Annotated in this window: 13 protein-coding genes; 8 read left to right on the forward strand and 5 right to left on the reverse strand. The window is 73.2% G+C overall.

Annotated features, from left to right (window positions below; all coding sequences use genetic code 11):
* The 3 genes from WMI84_RS12295 to WMI84_RS12305 all read right to left on the reverse strand — a co-directional run.
* Positions 1-644: MTAP family purine nucleoside phosphorylase (locus tag WMI84_RS12295; protein ID WP_347353551.1), on the reverse strand; the 644-nt coding region annotated here is incomplete at its 3' end.
* 72 nt (positions 645-716) lie between these two features.
* Positions 717-1,022: an FmdB family zinc ribbon protein gene (locus tag WMI84_RS12300; RefSeq protein ID WP_347353552.1), complete on the reverse strand. Its 306-nt coding sequence runs from the start codon at positions 1,020-1,022 to the stop codon at positions 717-719.
* 36 nt (positions 1,023-1,058) lie between these two features.
* On the reverse strand, positions 1,059-2,582 hold the full coding sequence (locus WMI84_RS12305) for a potassium/proton antiporter (protein WP_347353554.1): 1,524 nt from the start codon (positions 2,580-2,582) through the stop codon (positions 1,059-1,061).
* 236 nt (positions 2,583-2,818) lie between these two features.
* Here WMI84_RS12305 and WMI84_RS12310 point away from each other — a divergent pair, with 236 nt between their 5' ends.
* A complete protein-coding gene (locus tag WMI84_RS12310; protein WP_347353556.1) occupies positions 2,819-5,398 on the forward strand; it encodes a penicillin acylase family protein in 2,580 nt (859 codons plus the stop codon).
* Here the strand turns inward: WMI84_RS12310 and WMI84_RS12315 are convergent.
* Entirely contained in the window at positions 5,376-5,990 is a 615-nt protein-coding gene (locus WMI84_RS12315; RefSeq protein ID WP_347353558.1) for a 5-formyltetrahydrofolate cyclo-ligase, read from the reverse strand. The two genes, WMI84_RS12310 and WMI84_RS12315, sit on opposite strands and share 23 nt — an antisense overlap.
* Before the next feature lie 14 nt (positions 5,991-6,004).
* On the opposite strand from WMI84_RS12315, the gene WMI84_RS12320 reads away from it, so the two are divergent.
* The 6 genes from WMI84_RS12320 (at position 6,005) to WMI84_RS12345 (ending at position 11,518) form a co-directional block, all read left to right on the forward strand.
* The gene (locus tag WMI84_RS12320; RefSeq protein WP_347353560.1) at positions 6,005-7,384 is read left to right on the forward strand and encodes a UTP--glucose-1-phosphate uridylyltransferase; all 1,380 of its coding nucleotides are present in this window, start codon (positions 6,005-6,007) and stop codon (positions 7,382-7,384) included.
* Positions 7,385-7,386: 2 nt separating this feature from the next.
* Entirely contained in the window at positions 7,387-8,748 is a 1,362-nt protein-coding gene (locus WMI84_RS12325; protein WP_347353561.1) for a molybdopterin molybdotransferase MoeA, read from the forward strand.
* Positions 8,745-9,224, forward strand: coding sequence for a cyclic pyranopterin monophosphate synthase MoaC (moaC, locus tag WMI84_RS12330; protein ID WP_347353563.1), 480 nt, complete (start codon positions 8,745-8,747; stop codon positions 9,222-9,224). The genes WMI84_RS12325 and moaC overlap by 4 nt, the downstream gene beginning before the upstream one ends.
* The gene (locus WMI84_RS12335) at positions 9,217-9,726 is read left to right on the forward strand and encodes a MogA/MoaB family molybdenum cofactor biosynthesis protein (protein WP_347353565.1); all 510 of its coding nucleotides are present in this window, start codon (positions 9,217-9,219) and stop codon (positions 9,724-9,726) included. Before moaC ends, WMI84_RS12335 begins: the two co-directional genes overlap by 8 nt.
* Positions 9,727-9,744: 18 nt before the next feature.
* The gene (locus WMI84_RS12340; protein WP_347353567.1) at positions 9,745-10,380 is read left to right on the forward strand and encodes a GNAT family protein; all 636 of its coding nucleotides are present in this window, start codon (positions 9,745-9,747) and stop codon (positions 10,378-10,380) included.
* A 70-nt stretch (positions 10,381-10,450) separates the two neighbouring features.
* Positions 10,451-11,518: a hypothetical protein gene (locus WMI84_RS12345; RefSeq protein ID WP_347353569.1), complete on the forward strand. Its 1,068-nt coding sequence runs from the start codon at positions 10,451-10,453 to the stop codon at positions 11,516-11,518.
* 15 nt (positions 11,519-11,533) lie between these two features.
* Here the strand turns inward: WMI84_RS12345 and WMI84_RS12350 are convergent, their stop codons facing one another.
* Positions 11,534-12,649, reverse strand: coding sequence for an AI-2E family transporter (locus WMI84_RS12350; RefSeq protein WP_347353571.1), 1,116 nt, complete (start codon positions 12,647-12,649; stop codon positions 11,534-11,536).
* 123 nt (positions 12,650-12,772) lie between these two features.
* Here WMI84_RS12350 and WMI84_RS12355 point away from each other — a divergent pair, with 123 nt between their 5' ends.
* The gene (locus WMI84_RS12355; protein ID WP_347353573.1) at positions 12,773-13,624 is read left to right on the forward strand and encodes an SDR family oxidoreductase; all 852 of its coding nucleotides are present in this window, start codon (positions 12,773-12,775) and stop codon (positions 13,622-13,624) included.
* Positions 13,625-13,836 lie beyond the last annotated feature (212 nt).

Here is a 13,836-nt window from a genome sequence, read left to right on the forward strand (position 1 = left end):
GCGAGCTCGCGGGCCAGAGCCGCCTCGGGCATCGTGGTCATGCCGACGATCGTGGCCCCGACCTGCTGGTTCATCCGGGACTCGGCGCGCGAGGAGAAGCGCGGCCCGTTGACCACCACGAGCGTCCCCTCGGCGGCGACCGCGTGCCCTAACCGGCCGGCGCTCGCGATGGCTGCCGCCCGGCCGTGCGGGCAGAACGGGTCGGCGAAACCGACATGGACCACCGGGCCCTCGGCCTCGTAGAAGGTGTGTGCGCGCCCCCAGGTGCGGTCGATGACCTGGTCCGGGATCACGAAGGCGCCCGGTCCGTGCTCGGCGCGCAACGACCCGACGGCACACGGTGCGAGGACCTGGCGCACCCCGACCGTCCGCAGGGCCCAGAGGTTGGCGCGGTAGTTGACCCGGTGCGGCGCGAACCGGTGGCCCTTGCCGTGGCGCGCGACGAATGCCACACGTCGGCCGGCGACAAGCCCCACAGCGAGGGGGTCGCTGGGTGCGCCGAACGGCGTGTCGACCTCGACGGTCTCGTACTCGTCGAGGAAGTCGTAGAGGCCGGAGCCGCCGATGACCCCGATCTCGGCGGCGGCACAAGGCGTAGCGGTCGGCCGGACCGGGTCGGTCGTCCGGTTCACGGAGGAGGTCATGCCGGAAGCCTAGGGGCGTGGGACCGCCCGCTCAGCGGCATACGGGGCGGCTGTGGACGGGCCCGGGGGAGGTCAGGACGCTGTGGACGATGCCGCCGCTGCGGTGCTGCTCGCGCCCTCGGACGAGGTGGACGTGCTCGAGCCCGAGTCGGCCGTGGTCTGCTGGGCGGATGCGGGGGCGGCGTGGGACTTCGCGGACGACTTGGAGTCGGTGCGGTAGAAGCCGGACCCCTTGAAGCTGATGCCGACGGGATAGATGACCTTGCGCAGCTGCAGCTCACCGCATCGTGGGCACATCAGCAGCGGGTCGTCGCTGAAGGACTGACGGATGTCGAAGGCGTGGCCACAGGAGCGGCAGGCATAGGAGTATGTGGGCACGGGAGCCTTTCTGGTGGAATGGTCAACTGAGCCATTCTACTTCCAGTCGGCCAGCCGCCCGCCGTGGCTGACCGCCCGGATGCGTCGTTCGGCGCGCTCCTTGGCCTGCGCCGTCGTGACGACGAGGAAGCGGTCGCCGTGCCGGAAGGTGGTGTGGCGGTCCGGGACGAACGACGAGGAGCCCCGCACGACGAGGGCGACGTGCGAGCCGCGGGGCAGGCGCAGCTCGAACAGCGCGACCCCGTGCAGCCGGGAGTCCGCGCCGATCGTGACCTGGATGATGTCGGCGCCGATCTCGACCAGCGGCACGGACTCGAGGTCGACGTCGACGGCCGCGACCCCCTCGGACAGGCGCAGCCCGCGGGCCATCCAGCCGAGCGTCGGCGCCTGCACGATGATGAAGATGAACACGAGGACGAACACCAGGTCGAAGATCCACTCGGTGTTCGGCGTTCCCATGGTCAACGGCACGGTCGCGAGGACGATGGGCACCGCCCCGCGCAACCCCGCCCAGGACAGGAACACCTGCTGGCGCCAGGTGAGGAAGCCGAACCACACGGTGGACACCCACACCGAGAGGGGCCGGGCGAGCAGGAGCAGGACCAGCCCGATGAGGATCGCCGGTACGACCTGTCCACCGAGCCGCCGGGGGTCGGCGAGCAGCCCGAGCATGACGAACAGCCCGATCTGGGCGATCCAGCCCATGGCGTTGGCGAACGAGCGGAAGCTCGCCCGGTGGGGCAGGTTCAGGTTGCCGAGCACGAGCGCCGCGACGTAGGTGGCCAGGAAGCCCGAGACGTGTACGAGCGCGCCGAGCGCGTACGCGAGGACGGTCAGGGCCAGGATGCCGATCGAGAAGAGGGCGGAGGAGGTGCTGACGACGCGGCGCAGCACCTGCCCGCCGAGCCAGCCGACGGCGAGCCCGACCGCCAGACCCCCGGCCAGCTCGAGCGTCGCCAGCCCGGCCAGCTCGTACCACGTGTGCGTGGCCCCGCCGGGCACCCCCTGCGCGGCGAACGCCACGACGAGGATGACTACAGGCGCGTCGTTGAAGCCCGACTCCGCCTCGAGCACCGCGGACAGGCGACGCGGCAGGGGCACGTTGCGCAGCACCGCGAAGACGGCCGCCGCGTCGGTCGAGGAGACGATCGCCCCGATGAGCAGCGAGATCGTCCACGACAGCGGCAGGAAGGCGTGCACGGCCACGGCGACCACCAGCACCGAGACCACGACACCGACGGTCGCCAGCACGGCCGCCGGCGCCACCGCGCCGCGGATCTTCTGCCAGGAGGTCGTCAGGCCGCCCTCCGCGAGGATGAGCACGAGCGCCGCGTAGCCGAGCACGCGGGTGGTCGAGGCTGAGTCGAACTCGATCCCGAGCACGCCCTTGCCCAGCAGCAGCCCGAGCCCGAGGTAGATCAGCAGCGAGGGCATGCCCGAGCGGATCGAGAGCCGGACCGCCGCGACCGCGACGAGCAGGACGACCGACCCGACGAGGAGCACGCGCGTCAGGTCGTCGAGGGTGATCTCCGACGACGTCGCGGACATGAGTGCGGTCAACGCGGGCTCCTGGCGGGCGGCTGCGACCATGAAACCACTACCTCGGACCGGACCCGGGCAGCGGTCCCGGCTCGCCACCGGTCCACGGCGCGTCACCGCCGCCCCGGCCAGGACGGGCCGAGTCGGATCCGCCCTCGTCCGACAGAGCCGGGTCAGGCTCCGTTCCGGTAACGACTGCCGCCCCGGCCCGCATGGCGGGGGTCCGCCGCTGCCCGGGGTGACCTACGCTCGGGGTCGTGTCCCGGATCAAGCTCGCGCGCCGCATCACCCTCTCGGTGCTCGTCCTGGTGGTCCTCGCGCTCGTGGCCGTGGGCATCCTCGCCATCTCGACGGTGCGCCACTCCTTCCCCCAGACCGACGGCGAGCTGCACGTCGAGGGGCTCACGAGCACGGTCACCGTGACCCGCGACGCACGCGGGGTTCCCACCATCACGGCCGACAACCCCGCCGACCTCTTCCGGGCCCAGGGGTACGTCAGCGCCCAGGACCGGTTCTTCGAGATGGACCTGCGCCGACACGTCACGGCGGGCCGGCTCGCCGAGCTGGTCGGGGAGCCGGGCGTCGAGTCCGACCTGGTCATCCGCACCATGGGATGGCGGCGGGTCGCCGAGGCGGAGCTGCCCAGGCTGCGTCCCGAGACCCGGCAGTACCTGCAGGCCTACGCCGACGGGGTCAACGCCTACCTGCACCAGGCCGAGAGCCCCAGCGACCTCTCCCTCGAGTACACGCTCCTGGCCCGGAGCAACCCCGGCTACCGGGTCGAGGACTGGAGCCCGGTCGACTCGCTCGCCTGGCTCAAGGCGATGGCGTGGGACCTGCGCGGGGACTACACGGACGAGCTGGCCCGGGCCCGCCTGTCCCGGCGCACCCCGGTCAAGCAGATTGCCCTGCTCTACCCGCCCTACCCGACGGAGCGCAACCTGCCGATCCTCTCCCCGGAGGACTGGCAGCCGCAGCAGCGCGGTGACCAGGCCGCCGGCCCCCTGCCGAGGGAGCTCGCCGCACCGCTGGGCACGGCCGACGGGCAGGCCGCCATCGAGTCGGCCACGGCCGCGATCGAGGCCGTGCCGGAGCTGCTCGGCACCGGCCCGGACGTCGGCTCGAACTCGTGGGTCGTCGGGGGGTCGCGCACCACGACCGGCAAGCCGCTGCTGGCCAACGACCCGCACCTGGACCTGGCCATCCCGAGCGTCTGGACCCAGGTCGGCCTCCGGTGCCGCGTGGTCACCGCGCAGTGCCCCTTCCAGGTCACCGGCTTCACCTTCTCGGGGCTGCCCGGTGTCATCATCGGGCACAACGCCCGCATCGCCTGGGGGCTGACCAACCTCGACCCGGACGTCACGGACTTCTACCTCGAGCAGGTCGAGGACGGCAGCTACCTGCGCGACGGTGAGCGCAAGCCCCTCGCGACCCGCACCGAGACGGTCAAGGTCGCCGGCGGCGCCGACGTGACGATCACCGTGCGCAGCACCGTGCACGGGCCGATCCTGTCCGACGTGGTCCCCGCCGTCGCCGAGGCGGGCGATCGCGTCGTCGTGCGCGGGGCGCCACAGACGAACCACTACGCAGTGTCCCTGGCCTGGACCGCGCTGACGCCGGGCCCGACCGCCGACGCCATCTTCGCCCTCGACACCGCCACCGACTGGGCGCAGTTCCGCGCCGCCGCCGCGCTGTTCGCCGTGCCGTCGCAGAACCTCGTCTACGCCGACGTCGACGGCCACATCGGCTACCAGGCGCCCGGGCGCATCCCGATCCGCCGCTCCTCCACCCCCGGCGCGCCGCCCGGCTTCTGGCCCTCCCCGGGCTGGGACAGCCAGTGGGACTGGCAGGGCTACGTCCCCTTCGCGAAGCTGCCCTTCTCGCTCGACCCCAGCGAGGGCTTCCTCGTGACGGCCAACCAGGCGGTCACTGCGAGCAGCACACCCTTCCTGACCACCGAGTGGGACTACGGCTTCCGCGCACAGCGGATCCGCAACCTGCTCGAGGCGGCCCCGAAGATCTCGCCCGAGCTCATGTCGCAGATCCAGGGCGACACCCGCAACATGTTCGCCCCGGTGCTGGTCGAGCACCTGCTCGGCGTGCAGGTCGACGACTTCACCGCCCAGGCGCAGCGGCTGCTGACCCAGTGGGACTACAGCCAGCCGGCCGACAAGTCGCGCAACTCGGCCGCGGCGGCCTACTACAACGCCGTGTGGAAGCACCTGCTCGAGTACACCTTCGACGAGCTGCCCCCGGACATCGCCCCCGACGGCGGCAGCCGGTGGATGATCGTGATGGAGCAGCTGCTCAAGGACCCGAAGAACGACTGGTGGGACGACAAGACCACCCCGGGCGTCGTCGAGACCGCCACCGAGATCCTCAAGCGCGCCCTCGTCGACGCCCGGCTCGACCTCGCCCGCAAGCTCGGCAAGGAGCCGGTCACCTGGCGCTGGGGGCGCCTGCACCAGCTCAACCTCAAGCATCCGGTCATGGGTGCCGACTCCGTGCCCGGGCCGGTGCGGTGGCTGTTCGACCAGGGCGGCATCGAGCTCGGCGGCGGCAACTCCATCGTCGACGCGAACGCGTGGGACGCCTCCGCGGAGGGCTACGACGTCACGGCGGGCCCGTCCATGCGGATGGTCGTCGACCTGTCCGCCCTCGACGCGTCCCGCTGGGTCAACTCGACGGGCCAGAGCGGGCACGCCATGTCCGACCACTACACCGACCAGGTCGACGCGTGGGCCGCGAACCAGACCTTCCCGTGGCCGTTCAGCGCGGCCGCCACCGAACGGGCGGCCCAGCACACCCTCACCCTCAGCCCGGTGGCCCGCCCCTGACCCAGACCAGCCGGCCGGTCGTCGTCACGTAGCCGTCGACGAGCTCGTCGTGCGGGTCCAGGGGCAACGGCTCGGCGCTGGCCTCGCCCTCGTGGATCAACGTGAGCACCGGCACCCCCGGGCGGCGGTGACGCAACGCCCGGTCGTAGCAGCCGCCGCCCTGCCCGAGTCGCCCGCCGCAGGCGTCGACCGCGAGCCCGGGCGCGACGATCAGGCCGCACGTGCGCAGCGCGCCCGGGCCGAGCACCGTCGTCCCGGCCGGCACGGTGCCGCGCACCACCCGCGCCACGTCCACGACCGCGCCGTGGGCGGCATACGTCCACTCGAGCGTGAAGTCGGTGAGCGTGATCGGCACGATCACCTCGTGTCCCGCGTCGAGCAGGGCGTCGACCAGCCGGCCCGTGGGCGGCTCGTCCGGGAGGGAGAGGTATGCCGCCACCCGGGCGCCCGCCGGCACGACCCCCAGGATCGCGTCGGCGATCGCGACGGCGGCCGCGTCCCGGTCGCGCGGCGTGCCCAGCCGGGCCGCGAGCCGGGTCCGACGGGCCCGGGCGGCCCTTCGCAAATCCGACTTCGCGCCCACGGGCTCCATCGTAAGGTTGCCGTATGAGCGACGAGGGGCTGCGGGAGTCGGTCGACCGCATGCGCGCACGGGGGATCAGCAGCGAGGCCATCCGGGTGTTCCGGCACTACTACCACCAGCTCGAGGAGGGCGCGCTGGGCGTCATCCCCGAGGCGACGATCGAGCCGCTGGGCGACATCCAGCGGCTCCGGTCCGTCGAGGTCACCGAAGCGGCCGCGCGGCACGCCCTGTCGCAGACGGCCGTCATCAAGCTCAACGGGGGCCTCGGCACGACGATGGGGATGAGTGGCGCGAAGTCGGCGCTGCGCGTGGTCAACGGCTACAGCTTCCTCGACGTGATCGCCCAGCAGACCCTGGCGCTGCGCAAGCGCTGGGGGGTGGACGTGCCGTTGATCTTCATGAACTCGTTCCGCACCTCCGACGAGACCATCGCGGCGCTGCGGCCCTACGGCGACCTCGAGCTGCACGGCGTGCCGCTGGAGTTCCTCCAGAACGCCGAGCCGAAGCTGCGGGCGCGCGACCTCCGCCCGGTCCAGTGGCCCGCCGACCCGGAGCTCGAGTGGTGCCCGCCCGGCCACGGCGACGTCTTCGTCTCGATGATGACCTCCGGCCTCATCGAGACCCTGCTGGACCGCGGCATCCGCTACGTGTTCATCTCCAACGCCGACAACCTGGGCGCGACGTGCGACCCCGACGTCGCCGGCTGGATGGTCGACCACGACCTGCCGTACGTCGCCGAGGTCTGCGAGCGCACCCCCAGCGACCGCAAGGGCGGGCACCTGGCCGTCCGCAAGGCGGACGGCCGGCTGGTCCTGCGTGACCTGGCGATGGTCTACCCGGGCGAGGAGGACGACTTCCGCGACATCGGGCGGCACTCGACGTTCCACGCGAACAACATCTGGGTCAACCTCGAGGACCTCGACCGGCGGATGGTACGGACCGGCGGTGTGCTGGGCCTGCCGATCATCGTCAACCGCAAGCCGGTCGACCCGTCCGACGGCACCTCGACCAAGGTCATCCAGATCGAGACGGCGATGGGCGGCGCGATCGAGATCTTCCCGCGGTCCGAGGCGCTGCTCGTGCCGCGCACCCGCTTCCGGCCGGTCAAGACGACCAACGACCTGCTCGTGCTCCGGTCCGACTACTTCTCGCTCGACGTCGACTACCGGGTGGTCGCGTCCCGGCCGGGGCCCGAGCCCTTCGTGGATCTGGACGACACCTACTTCAAGCTCATCCCGCACTTCGAGCAGCGCTTCTCGGGCGGGGTGCCCTCGATGCGCGAGTGCACGAGCCTGACCGTGCGCGGCGACGTCACCTTCGGTGCAGGGGTGCGGTGCATCGACGACGTCGTCATCGAGGGGACCGGCCGGGTGCCCGACGGTGCCGTCCTGGGAGGGGCTTGAGCGTGCGTACCGCGGCGGAGCACCTGGAGGCCATCCTCACGGCGATCACGCCCGCTCCCCGCGAGCGGGTCGCGCTCGCCGAAGCGGTCGGGCTGGCCCTGGCCGAGGACGTGACCGCCACCGCCGACCTGCCGGGTTTCGACAACTCCGCGATGGACGGGTATGCCGTCCAGGCCGGCTCGCTCGCCGGCGCCGACGCGCAGCCGGTGCGGCTGCGCATCGTCGGCGAGGTCGCGGCTGGTGCGTTCGGCCGGTTCGAGGTCGGCGCGGGGGAGGCGGCCCGGATCATGACCGGCGCGCCCGTGCCCGCCGGGGCCGACGCCGTCATCCCGGTCGAGCAGACCGACGCGGCGGCCGAGGGGGCGGTCACCTGCCGCGCCCCGGTCGACCCGGGACAGTTCGTCCGGCGGCGGGGGGAGGACGTGCGGGCCGGGACCGTCGTGGCCCGGGCCGGCCAGGTGGTGGGGCCACGCACCGTGGCGCTCATCGCCGCGAGCGGGCACGCCGACTGCCTCGTGCACCGCCGGCCGCACGTCGTGGTCGTCTCGACCGGCGACGAGCTCGTGCCGCCGGGCCAGCCGCTGGGCCCGGGACAGATCCACGACTCCAACTCGGTCATGCTCCAGGCGGCCGTGGTCGCGGCCGGGGCGACCGCCGAGATCAGGGCTGCCGTCGCGGACAGCGAGCGCGACCTGCTGCTGGTGCTCGACGAGGCGATCGGGCCGATGGAGACCGTCGAGACGACCGACCCGGTCGGGCGCGCCGACGCCGCCCGGCAGGCCGGCACCGCCCGCCGGAACGGCACCGGCCGGCGAGCCCGCGCGGGCCTGGCCGACGAGCCGGTCGGGCGGGCCGACGTGATCGTCACGAGTGGCGGTGTCTCGATGGGCGCCTACGACGTCGTCAAGTCGGGCCTGCGCGGCAGCGGCGTCGAGTTCGTCACGGTCGCCATGCAGCCGGGCAAGCCGCAGGGTTTCGGCTTCGTCCTGGGCACCTCGGGTCGGCGCGTGCCGCTCTTCGCGCTGCCGGGCAACCCGGTCTCCTCCTACGTCTCCTTCGAGCTGTTCGTCCGGCCGGCGCTGCGCCGGATGATGGGCCGGGTGCCGGAGAGCCGACCGACCCGCCGCGCGCGGGTCACCCAGCCGCTGCGCTCGCCGGCCGGGCGCCGGCAGTTCGCTCGGGCCGTCGTGGACCACGACGCGGCAGGGGAGCTGCTCGCCGAGCCGGTCGCGGGGCAGGGGTCGCACTTCGTGGCCGACCTCTCGCGGGCCAACGCCCTGCTCGTGGTCCCCGAGACGGTCACGCAGGTGGCGGCCGGCGCCGAGCTCGACGTCATCCTGCTCGACGTCGAGGGCGAGTCGTGACCGGCGACGAGCCCCGCCTGACCCACGTGCGCAGTGACGGCACCGCGCACATGGTCGACGTCTCGGCCAAGGCCGTCACGGTGCGCCGGGCCAGCGCGGCCGGCCGGGTGCTGCTCAGCCCGGCGGCGGTCGGCGCCCTGCGCGGCGGCACCGTGCCCAAGGGGGACGCGCTCGCGGTGGCCCGCATCGCCGGCATCCAGGCGGTGAAACGGACCCCGGACCTGATCCCGCTCGCCCACCCCATCGCCGTGCACGGCGTCGAGGTCGACCTGGCCGTCGACGACGCCGGTGTCTCGATCACCGCGACGGTCCGCACCGCCGACCGGACGGGCATCGAGATGGAGGCGCTCACCGCGGTCTCGGTCGCCGCGCTGGCCCTGATAGACATGGTCAAGGCCGTGGACCGGCACGGGCGCATCACGGACGTCCGGGTCACGGCCAAGTCCGGCGGACGGTCAGGAGACTGGAGTGAGTGACGAGAAGCTGGTGGGCACCGGACGGCACGCGGTTGTCATCGTCGCCTCCACCCGGGCCGCCCGCGGCACCTACCCGGACCGCTCGGGTCCGGTCCTCGTGGGCCGCCTGAAGGAGTGGGGCTTCGAGGTGGCCGGGCCGATCGTGGTGCCGGACGGCGACGAGCTCGGCCGCGCGCTGGGCGGGGCCCTCGACTCGGAGCCCGACGTCCTGCTGACCTCCGGCGGCACCGGGCTCACCCCGACCGACCGGACCCCCGAGATGACTGCGCCGTTCATCGACCTGCCCGTCCCGGGCATCGCCGAGGCGCTGCGGGCCGCCGGCCTCGCCAAGGGGGTGCCGACCGCGATGCTCTCCCGCGGGCTCACCGGGCTCGCGGGAGCCACGTTCGTGGCCAACCTGCCCGGCTCCAGGGGCGCGGCCGTCGACGCGCTCGAGGTCCTCGAGCAGGTGCTGCCCCACATCCTCGCGCAGATCCCCGGCAGCGACCACGAGAGTATGTGAGACCGGGCGGAGGCGATCGTGAAGCTGCCCTGGAAGCCGCACCACGACGACGCACCCTGGCCCGTCATCCTGACCGACGAGGTGGGATCCCCGCCGATCACCTTGCGGCCGTTGCGAGTCCGTGACGAGGACGACTGGCATCGGATCCGCGCCGACAACGCCAGCCATGTCCAGCCGTGGGAGCCGACCCTCCCGCCCGGGGTGCGCGCCCGGCCGGTGGTCTCGTTCCGGCAGTTCGTCCGGGAGCTCGACGCCGAGGCGCGGGCCGACCATGTGCTGCCGTGGGTCATCGACGTGGGCGGGCGGATCGTCGGGCAGGTGCACGTCTTCGGGATCGTCCGGGGGGCCCAGCAGTCGGCCGCGGTCGGCTACTGGCTCGACCGTGCGGCCGTCGGGCACGGGATCGCGACGCGGGCGGTGGCGCTGGCGATCGACCACTCCCTGCGCGATGCCGGACTGCACCGCATCGAGGTCAACATCCGGCTCGACAACGAGCCTTCCCTGGGCATCGTGCACCGGCTCGGCCTGCGCGACGAGGGGGTGCGCGAGCGTTTCCTGCACATCGACGGCGCGTGGCGCGACCACCGCTCGTTCGCCGTGACCGCCGAGGAGATCGGCTCGGGCGGCCTGCTGGCACGGTTGCCGGATCGATAGCTGCCACGTGTTGCGCGACACGCGGTGAATGTGCGTCGTGTGACGGATGTGACGCCCTACGGTGGGTGCCGTGCAAGTAGGCAGCCTCATCTTCGTGGTCATCGTCGCGACCTGGGCCGTCTACCTGCTCCAGCATTGGATCCGCCGTCGCGAGCACGCCGCCGCCAGGTACTCCGTCGAGCAGTTCTCCGAGGCGATGCGGGTCCTTCGCAGGCGTGCCCGGGTGGGCGGGTCGAGCGCCCCGGCCGGGCCCACCGCCCCGGCACGATCCCTCGTCGCCAGGAGCCGAGGTGCTCGACGGGCTCGACCCGCTGATCAGCACCTCGACCATGCCCGTCCCCAGATCGCCGAGGTGGCCCCCATGAGCCGTGCGACCACGACCGCACCCGACCGTCACGAGCGAGCGGCCCGGCCCGATCCGGGGCCTGCGCGACCGGCGGCTGCGGTGCCCACCGTGAGCCGACGACGCCGGCTGTTCCGTGGGGTGCTCCTGCTGCTCGCACTGCTGTGGGTGCCGGCCTCGGTCGTGCTCGCCGTGCTGCACGTCCTGCTCTGGGTCTCGGTCCCGTTGGCCGCCGTCACCCTCGTCGCGGTGCTCGTCTGGCTCCGGCTCGAGGTGCGGGTCGACCGGGCCGGGGCCCGGTCCGCGACGGTCGCCCCGACCCGCTCCGCGCCCGGCTCCGGCCGGAGCCGACGCGGCCGGGCCCCCAGCACCGTCGACACCCAGGTCATCCATACGGCGGTGGGGGACGCGGCCGGGTCCGCCGTGGCCCGGCCCAGCACAGCCGGGCTCAGCGTGGCCGACCGGCCCGTCGACCCGACCCCGGCCCCGGTCACCGACGACCGGCCCGCCGCAGCAGCAGGTCCCGCTCGGTCGGCAGGCGGCTCGGCGGCATACGACATCGAGGCGGAGCTCGCGCGCGATGCGGCTCGGGCGCCCGCGCCGCAGCCGGCCGCGGAGGGCACGTGGCGCCCGGTGCCGGTGCCCCGGCCGACCTACACGCTGAAGGCGAAGGCCGAGCCGCGGATGACGGCGGACGGCGTGCCGGCGGACGTCTTCGCGACGCCGGAGTTCGCCGAGGAGGCCGACGAGCTGGATGCCCGCGGCCACGTCACGCGGCGCGCGGCGAGCCTCTGACCCGACCCGTCGCGGTCAGGCGTCGGCCGGCACCGGGCCCTCCCCGGAAGCCTCGTCGAGCCCCGGGTCGGTGTCGGGCTCGAGGTCCGGCGCGGGGTCGACGGACAGCAGGTGCTTGCCGACGGCGTTCAGGATCGCCATCGTCGGTACGGCCACCAGCGCGCCGACGATGCCGGCGACCAGCGATCCCATCGCGATACCCAGGATGACGGCGAGCGGGTGGACGCTGACCGCACGGCCGAGCAGGAACGGCTGCAGCACGTGCGACTCGAGCTGCTGCACCCCGATGACGACGGCCAGCATGACGAGCGCGACGCCGGGACCGTGCGCCACGAGCGCGAGCAGCACCGCGACGGCGCCGGACAGCAGGGCGCCGACGATCGGGATGAAGGACAGCATGAAGACGAGCACGCCGATGGCGAACGCGAATGGCACGTCGAGGATCGCCGCACCGAGCGAGATGCCGATCGCGTCGACGGCTGCCACGATGACGGTCGCCCGGACGAACGCGGAGAGCTGCTGCCAGGCGATCAGCCCCGACGACGCGACCTTCTCGCGCGCGGCGCGGGGGAACAGCCGGGTGACCCACTGCCAGATGCGCGGGCCGTCGTGCAGGAAGAAGAACAGCGCGAAGAGGACCACGAAGATCCCGGCCAGGAAGTGCGTCGCGGTCAGGCCGATCGAGGCGGCGCGCGCGCTCAGGTTGCCCGAGCTGCTGACCGTGTCGCGGAGCTGGTCGAAGTAGCCGTCGAACTGGCTGTCGGTGATGTGGAACGTCGACCGGATCCAGTCGCGGACCTGGCTGACCCCGTCGGCGACCTGCGCGGTCAGGTCGTCGAGCCCGTTGGTGAACTGGGTGCCGACGAGGGTGAGCAGCCCGCCGACGACGGCGACGGTGCCGAGGACCGTGGTCGCCGTCGCGGCGCCGTGGGGCAGCCAGCGGCGCAGCCGGAGGGCGAACGGGCGCAACAGCGCGGTCAGCAGCAGGGCAACCGCGAGGGGGACGACGACCGGGGACAGGAAGGCGATCCCGAGGTAGAGGGCGACGACGGCAGCGGCGATCAGCAGCAGGCGCCAGGCCCACTCGCTGGCCGCGCGGACGCCGGGCGGCACGGTGGTCTTGTCGGTCACGAGCACACCGTATGCTGCTCGCCGCCCGCTTCCTCCCCGAACGGACCGTTCGGGGCCCGGCGGTGCGGCATACCGACGGGTCCGGCCCCGAGCGACCGGCTGCACGGTGTCTAGCATGACGGGATGACGCAGACATCGATCGGGGTGACCGGCGCCACCGGGTGGCTCGGCGGGCTGGTCGCCGCGCGGCTGGCCGACCGAGGGGTCGCCCAGCGTCTCGTCGTGCGCGACCCCGCCCGGGCGCCGCAGCTGGCCGCCGCCACGGTGGCCCGCGCATCCTACGGCGACCGGTCCGCCGTCGAGGCCGCGCTGTGGGGGCTGCCGGTCGTGCTGATGGTCTCGGCCGCCGAGAACGAGTCACGGCTCGACGAGCACCGGACGTTCGTCGACGCGGCGGTCGCGGCCGGTGTGCAGCACCTCGTCTACGTCTCCTTCTTCGGCGCCGCCCCGGACGCCACCTTCACGCTGGCGCGCGACCACTGGGCCACCGAGCAGCACATCCGGGCCTCGGGACTCGCCTGGACCTTCCTGCGGGACAACCTCTACCTCGAGTTCATGGACCATATGATGGGTGCCGACCGGGTGATCCGGGGGCCGGCGGGCGACGGCCGGGCCGCCGTCGTCGCGCACGATGACATCGCCCGGGTCGCGGCGGCCGTGCTGCTCGCGCCGAACGAGCACCGTGGGCGCACGTACCGGCTGACCGGGCCCGAGGCGTTGTCGTTCGCCGACATGGCCCAGGTGATCTCCGAGGTGACCGGGGTGCCCGCGTCGTTCCACGACGAGACGATCGAGGAGGCGTACGCCTCGCGGGCGGCCTACGGCGCCCCGGACTGGCAGGTCGACGCCTGGGTCTCGACGTACACGGCGGTCAAGGCGGGCGAGCTCGACGGCGTCTCGCCGGACGTCGAACGGGTCACGGGCCTGCGACCGACGTCGCTGCGCGAGTACCTGCTCGCCCGTCGGCAGTCCTGACGAGGCCGGCTCGGTCTTCCGGTCGCTGTGCAGCCGGCCGGTCGCTGGGTCCGTGGGACCGGCTGGTATGCCGCTCACCGCGGTCGCCGCGCATCCGGCCCTGCGGGGGCGGGTGGCCGGACGACCACTATCCGGTTCGGACCTCCTCATCCCCGTCTGGGTCGGCCTCGGTTCGGTGATAGTGGTCGTTCGTGGGAACCACCGGCACGGCC

The organism is Intrasporangium sp. (assembly GCF_039812505.1).
Lineage (GTDB): Bacteria > Actinomycetota > Actinomycetes > Actinomycetales > Dermatophilaceae > Intrasporangium_A.

Excerpts from the sequence above, each read along its gene's own strand:
- WMI84_RS12355 (WP_347353573.1), top strand. The coding sequence starts at position 12,773 with ATGACGCAGACATCGATCGGGGTGACCGGCGCCACCGGGTGGCTCGGC.
- WMI84_RS12315 (WP_347353558.1), bottom strand. The coding sequence starts at position 5,990 with ATGGAGCCCGTGGGCGCGAAGTCGGATTTGCGAAGGGCCGCCCGGGCC.
- WMI84_RS12320 (WP_347353560.1), top strand. The coding sequence starts at position 6,005 with ATGAGCGACGAGGGGCTGCGGGAGTCGGTCGACCGCATGCGCGCACGG.